This window comes from Corallococcus terminator, assembly GCF_003611635.1.
GTDB lineage: Bacteria > Myxococcota > Myxococcia > Myxococcales > Myxococcaceae > Corallococcus > Corallococcus terminator.
The window spans coordinates 1-16,715 of record NZ_RAVZ01000221.1; the positions used below are offsets into that span (position 1 = coordinate 1).

11 protein-coding genes are annotated in these 16,715 nt (G+C 70.5%); 8 read left to right on the forward strand and 3 right to left on the reverse strand.

The features are described 5' to 3' along the window. Together D7V88_RS27085 and D7V88_RS27090 are read left to right on the forward strand one after the other, a co-directional pair. Positions 1–1,233: S1 family peptidase (locus D7V88_RS27085; RefSeq protein ID WP_147448887.1), on the forward strand; the 1,233-nt coding region annotated here is incomplete at its 5' end. Continuing rightward, positions 1,221–2,189 carry an FHA domain-containing protein gene (locus D7V88_RS27090; protein ID WP_120543520.1) on the forward strand — a complete coding sequence of 323 codons (969 nt, stop codon included), beginning with the start codon at positions 1,221–1,223 and terminating at the stop codon, positions 2,187–2,189. The genes D7V88_RS27085 and D7V88_RS27090, both read left to right, overlap by 13 nt. Before the next feature lie 30 nt (positions 2,190–2,219). On the opposite strand, the gene D7V88_RS27095 is transcribed toward D7V88_RS27090, so the two are convergent. Continuing rightward, positions 2,220–3,200, reverse strand: a complete 981-nt coding sequence (locus tag D7V88_RS27095; protein WP_120543521.1) for an aldo/keto reductase — start codon at positions 3,198–3,200, stop codon at positions 2,220–2,222. A gap of 85 nt (positions 3,201–3,285) precedes the next feature. On the opposite strand from D7V88_RS27095, the gene D7V88_RS27100 reads away from it, so the two are divergent. Continuing rightward, the gene (locus tag D7V88_RS27100) at positions 3,286–4,485 is read left to right on the forward strand and encodes a cytochrome P450 (RefSeq protein ID WP_120543522.1); all 1,200 of its coding nucleotides are present in this window, start codon (positions 3,286–3,288) and stop codon (positions 4,483–4,485) included. Positions 4,486–4,578: 93 nt separating this feature from the next. Here the strand turns inward: D7V88_RS27100 and lon are convergent, their stop codons facing one another. Continuing rightward, positions 4,579–7,041 carry an endopeptidase La gene (gene lon, locus D7V88_RS27105; RefSeq protein ID WP_120543523.1) on the reverse strand — a complete coding sequence of 821 codons (2,463 nt, stop codon included), beginning with the start codon at positions 7,039–7,041 and terminating at the stop codon, positions 4,579–4,581. Between the two features lie 205 nt (positions 7,042–7,246). Between lon and D7V88_RS27110 the strand changes: the two genes are divergently transcribed. The 5 genes from D7V88_RS27110 to D7V88_RS27130 all read left to right on the forward strand — a co-directional run bounded on the left by D7V88_RS27110 (position 7,247) and on the right by D7V88_RS27130 (position 12,810). Further along, positions 7,247–8,524, forward strand: coding sequence for a VWA domain-containing protein (locus D7V88_RS27110; protein WP_372241124.1), 1,278 nt, complete (start codon positions 7,247–7,249; stop codon positions 8,522–8,524). A gap of 273 nt (positions 8,525–8,797) precedes the next feature. Then, positions 8,798–9,670: an ImuA family protein gene (locus D7V88_RS27115; RefSeq protein ID WP_120543524.1), complete on the forward strand. Its 873-nt coding sequence runs from the start codon at positions 8,798–8,800 to the stop codon at positions 9,668–9,670. A 9-nt stretch (positions 9,671–9,679) separates the two neighbouring features. Continuing rightward, on the forward strand, positions 9,680–11,194 hold the full coding sequence (locus tag D7V88_RS27120) for a Y-family DNA polymerase (protein ID WP_120543525.1): 1,515 nt from the start codon (positions 9,680–9,682) through the stop codon (positions 11,192–11,194). 58 nt (positions 11,195–11,252) lie between these two features. Then, positions 11,253–11,786 (forward strand): hypothetical protein, encoded by a 534-nt coding sequence (locus tag D7V88_RS27125; RefSeq protein WP_120543526.1) that lies wholly within the window; start codon positions 11,253–11,255, stop codon positions 11,784–11,786. A gap of 43 nt (positions 11,787–11,829) precedes the next feature. After that, complete coding sequence (locus D7V88_RS27130; protein WP_120543527.1) at positions 11,830–12,810, forward strand: NAD-dependent epimerase/dehydratase family protein; 981 nt, start codon at positions 11,830–11,832, stop codon at positions 12,808–12,810. Between the two features lie 87 nt (positions 12,811–12,897). Here D7V88_RS27130 and D7V88_RS27135 read toward each other — a convergent pair. After that, a partial coding sequence (locus tag D7V88_RS27135) for a CARDB domain-containing protein (protein WP_208726482.1) occupies positions 12,898–16,715 on the reverse strand: 3,818 nt, incomplete at its 5' end.

The following is a 16,715-nucleotide window of genomic DNA, read 5'->3' on the forward strand; positions in this document are numbered from 1 at the left end:
CCGGTGGTGCCACCGCTGCCGGTGGCCTCGCTGCCCCCCGCCACCCACGACCTGTTCCGCCGCATCCAGGGCCGCGTCGCGCAGGTGCGCATCATCGAGCGCCGCTCCGGCACCAAGTCCTCCATCGGCTCCGCGTTCTTCGTGAGCGAGAAGGGCCACGCGCTCACGAACTACCACGTGGTCTCCGACGTGGTGCTCCACCCGGAGGACTACACCGCGGAGCTGGATCGCGGTGACTCGACGGTGCCGGTGCGCCTGTTGTCCGTGGACGTGGCCAGCGACCTCGCGGTCATCCAGGTGGAGGCGCCCGTCGCGGACTTCTTCAAGTTGGAGGACCGTGAGCCGCCGCAGGGCACGCGCCTGTTCGCCATGGGCAACCCGCGAGATTTGGGCACCACCATCGTGGAGGGCACGTACAACGGCCTCGTGCGCGACGCCCTCTACGAGCGCGTGCACTTCTCCGGCGCCATCAATCCCGGCATGAGCGGCGGGCCCACGCTCAGCGGCGAGGGCGGCGTGGTGGGCGTCAACGTGGCCACCATGGGCAACCAGGTGGGCTTCCTCGTGCCGGTGGCGCGGGCGCGGCAGTTGTTGGATCGCACGCTGGCGCTGGCGGCCCCGCCGGATGCCGCCGCGCTGATGGCGTCCGTGCGCGAGCAGTTGCTGGCCAACCAGCAGCGCATCACCGACCGGCTGATGGCCACGGAGCTGCCGAAGCAGGTGCTGGGCGAGTACCGCGTCCCGGGCCGCTGGAGTCCGTTCCTCAAGTGCTGGGGCGACACGCCGCATGATCCGGAGACGCCCTACACGGTGACGAGCTACCAGTGCTCCTCCGAGGAGGACATCTTCCTGTCGTCCAGCCACCGCACGGGCGTCGTGTCCTACCTGCACCAGCACGTGACGAGCCAGAAGCTGGGGGCGATGCGCTTCTCCGCGCTCTACAGCACGCTCTTCTCCCAGGATCCGGATCCGGTGTCCGCCACGCGCGAGGACGTCACCAACTTCCGCTGCACGTCGGAGTTCGTGGACGTGAAGGGCCTCACGGTGCGCGCCGCCCTCTGTCTGCGCGCCTACCGCCGCTTCCCGGGCCTCTATGATCTGGTGCTGCGCGCGGCCACGCTGAATGCCTCCACGCACGGCGTGGACACCAGCCTCACGCTGGGCGGCTTCTCCGCGGAGAACGCGCACAAGCTGGCGCGCCGCTACCTGGAGGGCCTGTCGTGGACGAAGTGATCTTCCTGGAGGTGTTGGAAGGCGACGCCGTCCAGGCCCGCCACCGGCTGGAGACGTGGCCCGTGACGGTGGGGCGCGGCTACGGCAACGACGTCATCCTGGACGACCCGAAGGTCTCCGCCGAACACCTGCGCCTGGAGCGGCGCGAGGACGGCGCGGTGCTGCTGCGCGACGTGGGCAGCGTGAATGGCACCTTCAGCGTGACGCCGTGGGCCCGCATCGGGGAGCTGGTGCTCACGTCGGACGCGCGCGTGTCCGTGGGGGACACGGTGCTGCGCTTCCGCCCGCGCGGCTTCGCGGTGGAGGACACCGTCGTCAACGAGGCCCCGGCCGACGCGCGCGAGCGCCTCTTCGAGCGCCCCCGGGCCTTCGCGCTGACGATGCAGGCGCTGGTCGCCACGTCCTTCATCTCCGAGCGGCTGACCCAGTTCCAGAAGACGGACTGGGGGGACCTGCTGCTCTCCAGCGTGCTGCCCCTGGGCCTGACGCTGATGTGGGCGGGGGGCTGGTCGCTGGCGAGCCGCATCGCGCGCCGCAGCTTCTACTTCCGGGTGCACGCCACCATCGGCGGGATGGTGCTGATGGGCTTCGCGCTGGCGCCGCCGCTGTTCGCGCTCTTGAGCTTCAGCTTCTCGCTGGGCTCGTGGCTGGGCTTCGTGCGGACGCTGGCCGTCCTGGCGCTGGTGGGGTGGGGGCTCTACTGGCACCTGCGCTACGTGACGCGGTGGAGTGGCAAGCGCGTGGCGCGCGGGCTCGCGGTCGCGTCCGTGGGCGTGCTGCTGCTGGCGAACGTGCCGAAGCTGCTGGGCAACGAGGACTTCAGCGAGGCGCTGGAGTTCCCCCGGTCGCTGCTGCCGCCCGCGCTGCGCCTGGCTCCGGCGCATTCGATGGATTCGTTCTTCGAGAAGGCCCGTCCGCTGGAGAAGAAGGTGGACGCGCTCGCGAAGGAAGACTGAGGCGCGGCCACCTTCTTCGGCAGGGCTCCCCTACATCCCGCGCACCTCGTGGGGCTTGTAGGGGGCCTCCAGCGCCTTGATCTCCTCGGGCGCGAGCTTGAGGGTCACCGCCTTCACCGCGTCCTCCAGGTGCTCGGGCTTCGTCGCGCCGATGATGGGCGCGGTGACGACGGGCTTGGACAAGAGCCACGCCAGGGCCACCTGCGCGGGCGGGGCCTTGCGCGCCTCCGCCACCTTCTTCACCGCCTCCACCACGTCCCAGTCCCCGGCCTGGTTGTAGAGCACCGGCGACAGCGTGTCGGAGCCCGCGCGCGTCGTCGCCTCGCGGTCGTCCAGCGACTTGCGCGAACCGGTGAGCAGCCCCCGGGCCAGCGGGGACCAGGGGATGACGCCGATGCCCTCCGCCTCGCACAGGGGCAGCATCTCCCGCTCCTCCTCGCGGTAGACGAGGTTGTAGTGGTCCTGCATGGACACGAACCTGGCCCAGCCGTTGCGTTCGGAGACCCCGAGCGCGCGCGCGAACTGCCACGCGTACGACGAGCTGGCGCCCAGGTAGCGCACCTTGCCCTGACGCACGAGCTGATCCAGCGCGGACAGCGTCTCCTCGATGGGCGTGTTCGGGTCCATCCGGTGGATCTGGTACAGGTCGATGGTCTCCACCCCCAGCCGCTTGAGGCTCGCCTCGCACGCCTGGGTGATGTTCTTGCGCGACAGGCCCCGCTCGTTCTGTCCGCTGCCGGTGGGGAAGTAGACCTTCGTGGCCAGCACCACCTCGTCCATCTTCGCGTAGCGGCGCAGCGCGCGGCCCGTCACCTCCTCGCTCACGCCGTCCGAGTACATGTTCGCGGTGTCGAAGAAGGTGACGCCCAGCTCCACCGCGCGGCGGAAGAAGGGCTGCGAGGCTTCCTCATCCAGCACCCACGGGCGCCACTTCGGCGTGCCGTAGCTCATGCAGCCCAGGCAGATGCGGGAGACCCGCAGGCCCGTGTGACCCAGGTTGGCGTACTTCATGGTGCGCTCCTCTGTCCGTGGTGGACGCCCCGTCCAGGGGCCCACTTGAGTGCCAGTCCGACGTGCTGCTTGCGTATGACCCACCATGAGCGAGCGCTTCAACCTCTTGTCGCCCGAAGTGAGAGCCAATCCCTATCCCACCTATGCCCGCATGCGCCGCGAGTCGCCCGTGTGTCAGGTGGACCCGGGCGGGATGTGGGCGGTGTCGCGCCATGACGACGTGCTGCGCGTCCTGAAGGACCCCCAGCGCTTCTCCTCCCAGGGCTTCCGCGACATCACCAACCCGCCATGGCTGGGGGGCAATCCCTTCGCGGACTCCATGCTGGTGATGGACCCACCCCAGCACGGCCGCCTGCGGGTGCTGGTGCAGAAGGCCTTCGGCGCGGCGGCGATGGCGAGGCTGGAGCCCCGGGTGCGGGAGCTGTGTCGGCAGGCCGTGGCGGACCTGCCCCGGGGCCGCCCGGTGGACATGATGCAGCCCTTCGCCCTGCGCATCCCCGCCGCCGTCATCAGCGAACTGCTGGGCCTGGACCCCCAGCACTCCCCGCGCCTGAAGCACTGGGCGGACCTCCTGACCGGCGGTGTCACCACCGTCCGTCCGGAGGAGGAGGAACGCAAGCAGCGGGCCCGCGACGCGGTGGCGGAGGTGCGCGCGTACTTCGGGGACGTGCTGGATGCCCGGGCGCGGGAGCCCGCTGGCACCGACCTGATCAGCGAGCTGAAACAGGCCCGCGTGGAAGGCGAGGCCCTGTCGAAGGACGAGCTCATCGCCTTCATGGTGCTCCTGCTGGTGGGTGGCATCGAGACCGTGGTGCACCTGTTGGGCTCGTCGCTCGTCGTGCTGCGGGAGCACCCGGAGGTGTGGGCCCAGCTCCGGGCGGACCGCTCGCGCATCCCCGCCTTCCTGGAGGAGGTGCTGCGCTACGAGCCACCCCTCCAGGCTGCGCCGCGCCTCACCACCGAGGACGTGGAGGTGGGCGGCGTGAGGCTCCCCAAAGGGGCCTCGGTGCTGGTGCTGATGGGGTCCGCCACGCGCGACGAAGCGCACTTCCCGGACGGCGACCGCTTCAACCTGTCCCGCCCCGGCCCGCAGAACCTGCCCTTCGGCCATGGCATCCACTTCTGCCTGGGCGCGCAGTTGGCGCGGCTGGAAGGGCGGCTGGCCCTGGAGGCCCTGCTGGACGCCTTCCGCCATCTGGAGTCCGCCCCGGAGCCCATGACGTGGCACCGCACGCTGCTGGTGCGCGGGCCCGCCACGCTGCCCCTCGTGCTCAACCCCGCTTGAAGCAGGGCAGGGGAGACCGGCTCCGGAAAAGACGACGGGCAGGTTCCCGAAGAAGGGAACCTGCCCGCGTCACTTCAAGGCTTCAGGGGACCGCTACGCCCGGACTTCGGCGGCGGGCGTCTCGGGGGAGGTGGCCGACGGAATCGCGGCTCCTTCCTTGAACGGCGAGGACTCCAGCGCGGCCTTGAGGACCTCATCCATGTGCGTGGCGAAGATGAACTCCAGCTCGTTCCTCGCCTGATCCGGCACGTCGATCAGATCCTTGCGGCAACGCTCCGGCAGGATGACGCGCTTGATGCCCGCGCGGTGCGCCGCCAGGACCTTCTCCTTGATGCCACCCACCGGCAGGACCAGGCCACGCAGCGTGGCCTCGCCCGTCATCGCCGTGTCGTGCCGCACCCGGATGCCCGTCAGCAGGCTGGTGAGCGCGGTGAGGATGGTGACGCCGGCCGAAGGACCATCCTTGGGGATGGAGCCCGCGGGGAAGTGCAGGTGCAGGTCCGTCTTCTCGAGGAAGTTCGGGTTGATGCCGAGCAGCTCCGCCTTGCTGCGCAAGTAGCTCAGCGCCGTGGACGCGCTCTCCTTCATCACGTCGCCCAACTGGCCGGTGAGGGTCATGCCGCCCTTGCCCGCCATCTTGGTCGCTTCGATGAAGAGCAGATCGCCGCCCGCCGCGGTCCACGCGAGGCCCGTCGCCACACCGGGAACCTCCGTGCGCTCCGCGACCTCCGAGTAGAACATCTCGGGCCCGAGGATCTCCTTCACGCGCTCCGCGCCGATGGTCTGCTTGTCCAGCTTGCCACCGGCCACTTCCACCGCCACCGCGCGGCAGATGTCCGCGATGCGGCGCTCCAGGTTACGCACGCCGGCTTCACGCGTGTACGAGGTCGTCAGGATGAGCAGCGCGTCATCCAGGATCTCGATGTGGTCCGACGACAGGCCGTGCTCACGCAACTGCTTGGGCACGAGGTGGATGCGGGCGATGGCCTGCTTCTCCTCGAACGTGTAGCCCGTCAGCTCGATGATCTCCATGCGGTCGCGCAACGGACCGGGGATGGGATCCAACTGGTTCGCCGTGGCGACGAACATGACCTTCGACAGGTCGAACGCCACGTCCAGGTAGTGGTCGCTGAACGTGCTGTTCTGCTCCGGGTCCAGCACCTCCAGCAGCGCCGCGCTCGGGTCGCCGCGGAAGTCCGCGCCCAGCTTGTCGATCTCGTCCAGCATCATGACCGGGTTCTTCGTCCCGGCCTTCTTCATGCTCTGGATGAAGCGGCCCGGCAGCGCGCCCACGTAGGTGCGCCGGTGGCCACGGATCTCCGCCTCGTCACGCACGCCGCCCAAGGACAGGCGCACGAACTTGCGGCCGGTGGCCTTCGCCACGCTCTGGCCCAGCGACGTCTTGCCGACGCCCGGGGGACCGACGAGGCACAGGATGGGCCCGCGCATGTCGTTCTTCAGCTTGCGGACGGCCAGGTACTCCAGGATGCGCTTCTTCACCTTCTTGATGCCGAAGTGATCCTTGTCGAGCTGCTGGCGCGCGTTCTCGATGTCGAGGTTGTCCTCGCTGATCTTCGACCACGGCAGGTCCGCGATCCAATCCAGGTAGGTGCGCGCGACCGTGTACTCGCTGGAGGCCGCCGGAATCGTCTTCAGGCGGTTGAGCTCCTTCTGGGCAACCTTCTCCACTTCGGGAGGAAGCGCGGCCTTCTTCAGGCGCTCCTGGAGCTCGTCCAGTTCCTCCTCTTCCTCGCCCATCTCGCCGAGCTCTTCCTTGATCGCCTTGAGCTGCTGGCGCAGGTAGTACTCGCGCTGGGTCTTCGACATCTCGCCCTTCACGGCGGAGTCGATCTTGTTGGAGAGCTTGAGGATCTCGCGCTTGCGGTTGAGCAGCTCCAGCACGAGCTTCATGCGCGCCTTGAGGTCGACCGTCTCCAGCACGGCCTGCTTCTCCTCGATGGGCACGTCCACGTTCGCGGCGATGAGGTCCGCCAGGTGGCCCGGGTGCGTGATGCTCTCCACCAGCTCCGTGGCGGCGGCGGGCAGCTCGGGCATCAGCTCGATGACCTCGCGCGCCAGCTTCTTCAGGTTGATGCCCAGGGCTTCCACTTCGACGTTCTCGGAGGAGGTCTTGTCCTCCACGGCGTCGACGCGGGCCTTGAGGTAGGGCGCTTCCTGCACCAGCTCCATCACGCGGAAGCGCGCCAGGCCCTGGACGACAAGTGAGTAGTTGTCTTCGCCCATCTTCAGCAGCTTCACGATGCGGGCGACGGTGCCCATCGTGTACAGGTCGGACGCGCCCGGATCCTCTTCCTCGGCGCGGCGCTGCGTGACGACGCCGATGACCTGATCATCGCGCACGGCATCCTTGATCAGCGCGATCGTCTTCTGGCGGCCGACGGCCAGGGGCAGCACGCCCCCGGGGAAGAACACGCTGTTGCGCAGCGGCAGGATGGGCAGCACCTGCGGGATGTCTTCCTTGTTGATGAGCCCCGGAGGGGCCATCGCGGTGGGCATGGCGCTGGCCGCGGTGCCCTTCTTCTTCTCGTCAGACATGGAGTTCGGCCTCTTCCTTGCTTGAACCCGGTCAGCAAGCAGCCGGGCCGGTGAACCATCCGGTTGATTTCTGCGACGGATGAACCAACGTAACAACCAAACCGGACATGGCAAACGCGATGTGCGTTATTTCCGTGCCTCGTCGGCTGTACGACGCTCCTCCTTTAACGGCCCAGAAGTCTCGCGTCCGAAGGGGGGGTGGGGCATGCTTGCCCCCTCTCTGCTTGATGCGGTGCGCGGGTGCGCCTCCGCACTGGAGGCCGACGTGAAGATCCACACCTGTGCCCACCTGCTGACGCTGTCCGCGTTCCTGGCGGTCGGCTGTCATTCGCCCGTCGACGACGCGGGCTCCACGGTGCCGGAGGCCTGCGAGGCAACCCCTCCCGTGGTCGCGCCCCAGAAGACGGACATCCTCTTCGTCATCGACAATTCGAGCTCCATGCAGGAGGAGCAGCAGGGCATCGCCACGGAGCTGCCCGCCTTCCTCGCCGCGTTCAAGGCCGGCAGCGGGGTGGCGCAGGAGTTCCGCGTGGGGGTCATCACCACCTCCGTGTACCAGCGGCTCACCGTGGGGGACGGTTCGGACAGCATCCGCTCCTACCCGGATCAGGAGGGGCGCCTGCAGCCGGTGAAGGACGAGGCCGGGCAGCCCACCCTCGAGCGCTTCATCGACAGCTCGGATCCACTGCTCCTGGACAAGTTCCAGCGGCTGGTGGCCCAGGGCACCACGGGCAGCGGGCAGGAGACGCCCTTCGAAGCCGTGCGGCTGGCGGTCGACTCGCCCCTGACCCGGCAGCCCCTGGAGGAAGGTGGCAACGCTGGCTTCCTGCGGGATGGCGCGCGCCTGCTGGTGGTGGTGGTGTCGGACGAGGAGGACTGCAGCTCCACGGTGCGGCCGCCGCCGGTGGCGCTGGGTCAGGATCCGGCGGTGGATGCGTGCAGCTCCCAGGCGGACAAGCTCACGTCGGTGGAGGAGTACTACCGGATCTTCCAGAACCTGCACGACGGGCGGGGCGCGTCGCGCGAGGTGCTGTGGGCGACCATCGGGCCGGTGTCGCTGACGGACAAGCGCGCGGAGGCCGTGACGGAGGTGGTGGGCGGGAAGACCTACGTGCGCAACGTCGACTGCCCGACGTCCTACGGGCCCGGCTACCGGCAGAGCGCCCTGGCGCAGGCGTTCGATTCGACGCGGGCGAACCTGGATTCCATCTGCAAGAGCAACTACCAGCAGACGCTGGTCGACATCGCGGAGCTGGCCACGGTGGCGCAGAGCGTGGACGTGGTGAACCTGCCGGATCCGCGGCTGGCGGTGGTGTACGTGACGCGGGCGGATGGGTCGGTGCAGACGTGCACGGTGGCCAACGGCGACATCCGCTACGAGCCGTCCGGCGATGATCGCTCCGCGCGCCTGTTCTTCCTGGGCCCGTGCCTGCGGCGCGTGGGCGACACGAAGGTGGAGGTCAAGGTGCTGTGCGCCGGGTAGCCATGGGCTGATCCGCGCGCCTTCCGGGCGCGTTTCCGTACGAAGGGCCTCGCGTGAAGACGCGGGGCCCTTTTTCGTTGTGGCCGGAAGCAAGTGACCCGCCATGTCCGATGCCGCGAAAAGGGGCGCGGCGCGGATCCATTTTTTCCTCCGAGCGAGCACCCGACCCGACAGGTTGGAACGGCCATCAAACCCCTCGCGCGGGTGTCAGACCGCTTCGCATACTGGCCGGACATCCGCGGCGATTGCGGGTGCGCATGCGAGGGAGACGACATGGGCGCGGCGGTGGAACGGTCGGGGTTGGCGGTGGTGGAGGAACTGCGCGAACGGATCCGTCAGCTCCAGGCCGCGCCCCGGCGCGCGCTCTCGGTGCTGCGCACGGGCGTGGACGCGGTGGACGCGCTGCTGCCCATGGGCGGGCTTCCCCTGGGGCACTCCGTGGAGCTGTGCGGCGAGGCGGCGTCGGGGCGCGTAAGCCTGGCCCTGCGCGCGGTGGCGGCCGCGCACCGGGAGCAGCGGCTGTGCGCGTGGGTGGATGGTCCCCGGGAGCTGTATCCGCCCGCGGCGTCGGCGCTGGGCGTGGACCTGGAGCGGCTGCTCGTCGTGCGGCCCCGGCTCTACGCGCAGCGGGTGTGGTCCGCCGTGCAGCTCGCGCGCAGCGGCGCCTTCACGTGCGTGGTGGTGGACCTGACGCACGGCGTGGGCGCGGCGGGGAGGCCGGAGCGGCTGTCCCTGCCGGAGGCCCGGAAGCTCGCGGACGCGGCGGCGCGGGGCGGCACGCTGGTGCTGCTGCTGACCTCTCCGGAGGCCCCGGCGGATGGGCTGGCGCGTCTGCGGCTGGAGGCCCAAGGAGTCCAGGGCTGGTCCGTGGAGCTGGAGCGCAGCCGGGGCGGAGGCGTGGGGATGCGCGTCGTGAGCCCCTGGCAGGCGCTGTACCCGGAGGTGGGGCTGGATGCCGGGGCCCGGCTGCTGGACGTGGATGACCTGGGCACCGACGCGAGGGCTGGCACGGCGGGGCCGGGCTTCTACCGCGAGCCGGGAGACAGCGTGCGCAACGGCTGCGGCATCCTGGGCCAGCGCCCCGGCCGCGACGCGCCCATGCCCTCGCTGCATGAGGGGCTTCCGCCGTCGTCGGGCGCCTGCTGAGGGCACGTCATGCGGATGGGCTACCTGCACGTCACGCGCTTCCCGGTGCAGCGCAAGGTCATCGAATCGCCGGGGCTTTCGGGTCAGCCGTTCGTGCTGGTGGAGGAGGTGCGCGGCCAGCGCCGGGTGGCCTTCGCGTCCACGCGTGCGCTGAAGGTCGGCGTGCGGATGGGGATGACGCTGACGGCGGCGACCGCGCTGGAGCCTGAGCTGAAGCACTTCCCCTACCGTCCCCAGGACGAAGCGCAGGCGCTGCGCGTGCTGGGGGAGTCGCTGCTCGGCCTGTGCCCGGGCTTCCAGCGCAGTGCTCCGGATGGCCTCTGGTTCGACGCGGGGGCCGCGCACCTGGTGGGGGGCGAGCCGGAGCTGGGTGCTCGGGTGCTGGAGGTCTGCGCGGAGCAGGGCTACCGGGGGCATGTGACGGTGGCCTCGGAGGTCTTCACCTCGCGGGTGCTGGCGCGGCACGGCACCCTGCGGGTGGAGGTGGTGCCGGAGGGGCAGGGCGCTCGGGCGCTCGCGCCGCTGCCGCTGCGGGCGCTGGAGGACGACGCCGTGCGGGCCTTCACCGTGCTGGGGCTGTCCACGCTGGGGGAGGTGGCGGCGCTGCCGGCCGGGGCCGTGGTGGCGCGGGGTGGCGCGTCCGCGGCCCGGGTGCACGCGAGGTGCCGGGGCGTGGACGACACGCCCTTCGACCCCGAAGCCCTGGAGGAAGCGCTGGAGGACCGGGTGGTGCTGGACGCGCCCGCGGACACCTTCGAACCCGTGCAGTTCGCGCTCAAGACGCTGTTGGACCGGTTGAGCGCGCGGCTCTCCGGACGGCGGTTGGCGGCCGTCCGGCTCACCTTCGTCCTGCGCCTGGATCCCACCGGCGAGGCCCAGGTGCCGCTGCTCCTGGCGCGGCCCACGGCGCGGGCGAAGCTGCTGCTGGAGCTGGCCCGGCACCGGCTGGGGGAGCTGCGGCTGGAGGCTCCGGTGGCGGAGGTCGCGGTGCGGGTGGACGCGCACGACGTGGACCTGGGCCAGCAGTTGGCGCTGGGGGACGCGCCGGAGGGGGACGCGGCCCTGGAGGGCGTGCTGTCGCGCCTGGCGACGACGCTGGGCGAGGAGGCGCTGTTCTCCGCGTCCCTGGAGGCCGCGCACCGGCCAGAGGTCGCGCACGTCCCCCGGGCGTTCCATCCCCCGGAGGCGCGGCGCGGGCTGTTGTCCACGGCGGAGCCGGAGGGGCCCGTCACCGTGTGGCGCGAGGCGGGGGCGGCCCGGGAGCGGCCCTCGCGGCTCCTGGCCCGGCCGGCGCGGTTGGACGCGGAGGTGGCGGCCTCCGGGGACCTGCTGGCGGCGCGGCTCGCGGGGAAGCGGCACCGGGTGACGGCGATGGCGGGCCCGGAGCGGCTGGGGGGCGAGTGGTGGACGGACACCCCCTACCAGCGCGACTACTACCGCGTGCACTTCGAGGGCCTGGGGCCCGCCTGGGTGTTCCGCGACGGACGGGACGGGGGCTTCTACCTGCAGGGCTTGTTCGATTGAGGGGGAGGCCGGCGCGGTCCCGGTGGAGGCCCTGGCGCTTGTGGCCTAGCGTGAGGGGATGCGCCCCGCCCGAATCCTTCCGGCCCTCCTGGTGTCCGTCGTCCTCACGGCCTGCGCCGCCCCGCAGGTGCGCCCGCAGGGCAGCATCCGCAAGGTGGTGGTGGTGGCGGGCTCGCGCGTGGACGTGCTGCCGTCCGGTTCGTTCCGTCAGGACATGATCGGGGAGAGCAACCCGCGCACCGTCATCGCGCGTCAAACCGAAGCGGTGCTCGCCGAGCGCGGCTTCGAGGTGGTCGCCACGCGCCAGTCCCAGGCCCCGGTGCCGCTCACCGACGAGGTGGTGTCCTTCATCCAGCAGAACAAGGCCGAGGCCGGCGTGGTGGTCATCCTGGACTGGCTGGACACGTCGGGCGCGGCGGTGATGGGCCGGGTGGACGTGGTGCTGCGCCTGGGCGTGGTGGACCCCTCCGGGCAGGTGCTGTGGACGGACACCTTCCGCTCCCAGCCCGTGGTCAGCATCTATCAGGCCCAGGGGGACTGGAACTCGTTCCTGCGCCGCGCCGTCATCGACGCGGTGCAGGTGGTTCCGTGAGCCCCGGCCTCCGGAGCGGTTCCCCCCGTGCGAAGAGGGGGGCATGCGGATCCTGGTGACGGGTGCGGCGGGCTTCATTGGAGCCCACGTCTGTGAGCGGCTGCTCGCGCGCGGTGACGCGGTGGTGGGACTGGACGCGCTGGACGCGGCACCGGGGGACGTGGCGCTGCGGCGCTCGCGCCTCGCGAGGCTGTCCGGAGCGCGCGGCTTCACCTTCCTCGAAGGCGACATCACCGACGCGGCCCGGCTGCGCGAAGCGTTCGCGGTCGCGCGTCCCGAAGGCGTGGTGCACCTGGCGGCGCGCGTGGGCGTGCGGGCCCCGGACGCGGAGGCGCCGGCGTACGCGGACACCAACGTGACGGGCTTCGTGCGCGTGCTGGAGGGCTGCCGCGAGGCGGGTGTCGCGCACCTCGTCTATGCCTCCTCCAGCTCCGTGTACGGCGCGGCCACGCCCGTGCCGTTCCGCGAGGACGCGCCCGTGGATCAACCCCTCAACCTCTACGGCGCCACCAAGCGCGCCAACGAGTTGATGGCGCACGCGTACAGCCACCTGCACCGGCTGCCCACCAGTGGCCTGCGCTTCTTCACGGTGTACGGGCCCTGGGGACGTCCGGACATGGCGCCGCTCCTGTTCCTGCGCGCGCTGGCGCGGGGAGAGCCCCTGGTGCTGCATGACGAAGGGCGGATGCGGCGCGACTTCACCTTCGTGGACGACGTGGCGGAGGCGGTGCTGCGGGTGCTCGACCGGCCTCCACGAGGAAGCCCGCCCCATCGCCTGCTCAACGTGGGCCACGGCGAGCCCGTGGTGCTGGGGGACTTCGTGGCCCTGCTGGAGCGGCACTGGGGCGCGCGCGCCCGCGTGACGTCCGTGCCCGCGCAGGCGGCGGAGATGGTCTCCACCTGGGCGGACACCTCCCGCCTGGAACACGAAACGGGCTTCCGGCCCCGCGTGTCCGTGGACGAGGGCGTGGCCCGGCTGGTGGCGTGGTACCGCCAGTGGATGGACTCGGCCGCCGGGCGCTGAAAAGGCGACGGGCGTCGCCCGAGGCACCTGCTGGCCCCGGCCGACACCCGTTCACACGATGAAGGTCCTACCGTCGGCGTGCGACGGCTACGGCATCACCGCGAGGAAGCCCTGCGCGAAGGTGTTGTTGTCCTCGCGCAGCTCCGTCACCGACCGCTGCGAGTCCACGATGGCGCCCAGGTAGAACATCCCGGAGACCGGGGAGCCGGGCGGCGGGATGGCGCGGGTGCTGAGCTGGCGCGTCGTGCACTGCTGGGGTTGCAGCGTGCCCAGGTTCAAGGAGCCCAGGGAGACCTGGGTCGAACCCATGGTGACGTCCTGCGGGAACTCCAGGGTGGAGGTGGTGGAGAGGAACAGCTCCAACTGGCCCGCGTTGGTGCCCGCGGTGGCGGTGCCCTGGTTGCAGACCTTCACGGTGGTGGTGAACAGGGCGTTGTTGCGCACGGAGAACGGCGCGGTGACCTGCGTGATGACGAGGTCCGGCTCATTGCCCACGCCGATGCGACCGCGCACGAACGTGTTGTTGTCCGTGCGCAGCTCTTGATCCAGGTAGGAGGACACGGGCAGGAGCGCGCCCAGGAAGAGGGGCGATTCCGGCAGGGCCGCCGTCGGCAGGATGACGGAGAGGGGCTCGTCCACCGTGGTGCACGCGTCCGGCTGCAGCGACGGCACCTGCATCATCCCCAGCCGCGACCGGGTGGGGAAGAACTCCATGCCGTCCGGCGGGGGCACCGGCTCCGGCAGGACGGACTCGGTGGAGAGGACGACCTCCACGGACTGGGACTGGGAGGGCGCCGTGCCCTGGTTGCACACGGTGATGGGCGCCCGCAGCGTCCCGCTGGACATGACGCTGGCCGGCCCGCCCAGGGCCGTGATGACGAGGTCCGGCCGGTAACCCACGCCGATGCGCGCGCCGACGAAGGTGTTGTTGTCCTCGCGCAGCTCCTGGACGGACCGGAACGCGTCGACGGCGGCGCCCAGGTGGAACGTCTGGGTCTCCAGGTTCCCGTAGACATTCAGGCCCCCCTCCACCGGGAGCGAGATGCAGGCTCCCGCCTCCAACGGATCCACCGACGTCCAGGCCACCGGCTCCGGGTAGGACGGCCCGTACTGCGCGGGCATGGACAACTGGGGCACGCCCAGCACGTAGAGATCCACGCGCGATGCGTTGAAGGCGTCCTGCGTGCCCTGGTTGCAGACGGTCACGTTGGCGGTGAAGGACTGCCCCGGCTGGGCGTTGGTGGGGCCCGTCACGTCCGTGACGACCAGGTCCGGGCCGTGGCCCACGCCGATCCGACCGAGCACGAAGACGTTGTTGTCCTCGCGCAGCTCCATCAGGTTCTGGGTGCGATCCACGGTGGCGCCCACGTACACCGGTTGATCCTGCCACCCCCACCACCCGTAGGCGGACACCTCCTCGGAAGGGGTCGCGCAGCGACCGGGCTCGAGCTGCGGAACGGGCAGGGTGGCGAACTCCTGCTGGTTGCTGCTGTACGGGGGCGGCCCCCAGGCCGGAGGCGAGCTCCACTGGTCGTCCTGGGCCAGGAGGAACGTCACGTTCGTGGAGGACGAAGCATCATTGCCCACGTTGCAGACGCGCGCGGACACGTAGAACGGCGCGTTGGGTTCGAAGCTGGGGGGCGCGTCCATCGCGGTGATGATCAGATCCGGTCCGGAGCCCAGGCTGATCCGCCCCGCCATGAGGACGTTGTTGTCGCGGCGCAGCTCCTGCTGGGAGGACCAGTGCCACGGGTTGACCTGGGCGCCCACGTACACCGGCTGCTGGGGGTTGGAGCTGTAGGGCCGCGAGGCCGTACCGGTGACCTCCCGCGTGATGCACGCCCCGACGCCCAGTGACGGCACCGACACGGTATTGACGGGCATCTGCGAGGACGGCGGCGGTCCGCTCGGAGCGTAGGGAGCCGGCACGAACAGCGAGGGTTCGGAGGACAGGTACACCTCCACGAAGGTGCTGTTCGACATCTCGGTGCCCAGGTTGCAGACCCGCATGGAGGTGGTGAAGGGGTAGCCCTGCCGCGCGCTGGCGGGGGCGTTGATCTCGGTGATGGCCAGGTCCGACCGCGCCGAGCCCAGGCCCACGCGTCCCGCGGCGAAGCTGTTGTTGTCCCGCCGCAGCTCGGAGTACGTCGTGTCGACGACGGCGCTCAGGTACACGGGCTGCTCGGGCGGGATCGGTGCACCGGAGGCATAGAAGGTCGCCCGCTGCGCGATGCACTGGCCCGCGTGCAGGAAGGGGCTCGAATCCACGCGGCCCAGGAGGTGATAGCCGGGCGCCGGGTTGGAGTACGAGGGGTAGTACACGGGCCGGGGTTCGGGCGCCGTGGCATGCGTGGACAGGTACAGGGAGATCCCGAAGCCGGGCACGTTGTCATTGCCCGCGTTGCAGACCGTGTAGGTCGCGGTGAAGGACTGTCCCTGCCGCAGGTTCGCGGGGACCTTCAGGTCGCGCAGGATCAGGTCCGGGCCGTACCCCACGCCCAGCTTCCCCAGCGTGAAGACGTTGTTGTCCTCACGCAGCTCCGGGGTGATGCGCTGCGGATCCACGATTGCGCCCAGCGTCAGGGGCGGGTTCGGGTTCATGCTCCCGTAGGCCTCGTAGGGCAGTTGGACCGACGCCTCCACCCGGCGGAGCACGCAGTCGCCCGGATACAGGTTGTTCACCTCCACCGAGCCCACCGGGACCTGGGTGCGCGAATAGATGGGGCCGTTGGGGGCCGGAAGCACCACCGCGTCCTCCGTGGACAGGAACAGCTCCAGGCGGGCGGAGTGGGACGACTCGGTGCCCACGTTGCAGACCTTCGCCTCGGCGGTGAAGGACCCGGAGGGCATGGCGTCATCGGGCGCCGTCAGCGAGCGGATCACCAGATCCGGGCCATGGCCCACGCCGATGAGCCCCTTCACGAAGGTGTTGTTGTCCTCCCGCAGCTCCGGGACGTTCATCGTCCCGTCCACGCGCGCGCCCACGTAGAGCGGCGCGTCCGGCAGGGCCGCCGGAGGCACGTACACGGAGCCCTGCACCCACAGCGTGGAGCACTGTCCGGCCTCCAGTCCCCAGGTCTGCGCCGAACCGATGACCGACTCCGTCATGGAGCCCGGGTTGAAGGGACCCGACAGCGTGGGCAGCGTGGACAGGAGCAGGTCCACCCCCACGGAGCTGGTCCAGTCGGTGCCCACGTTGCACACCCGCACGGACGCGTTCACCCAGCCATAGGGGAACAGGTTGTCCACGCCCGTCACATCGGTGACCACGAGGTCGGCCTGATTGCCAATGCTCAGCACGCCCGCGACGCGCACGTTGTTGTCCTCGCGCAGCTCCTCCCTGAAACCCTCCGGGTCCACGATGGCGCCGAAGTACAACGGCTGCCCGGGCGTGGCCGCGTTCGGGTGCTGGGCGGAGGCCTCCCCCTGGAGCGTGAGGCACACGCCCGGTTCCATCGAAGGCACGTACACATCCCCCACCTGGCGCTGGGTTGGCGACGGGGGGGAACCCGGAGCCGGCACGGACAGCGTGTCCTGGGTGGAGATGAACAGCGCCACGTTGCTGCCGCTCACGTACGTGGAGCCCGCGTTGCACACGCGCAGCTCCACGGGGAAATACTCCCCGGACCGCGCGCTGGCGGGGGCCTTCAGCTCGGACACCACGAGGTCCGCGAGGTCACCCACGCCCATCAAGCCGCGGACGAAGCCGTTGTTGAGCTCGTCCACCTCCGCCACGGACTGCTCCGTGTCGATGAGCGCTCCCAGATAGAAGGCACCCTCTCCCGTCGCGGCGGGAGGCAGGACGGCTCCGAGCGTCAGGGTGCGGGTGATGCACTCCCCAGGCTCCAGGGGAGACCCCATGTGCACCTCCGCCAACACCACCTGCTGGGGGGAGGGAGGCGCAC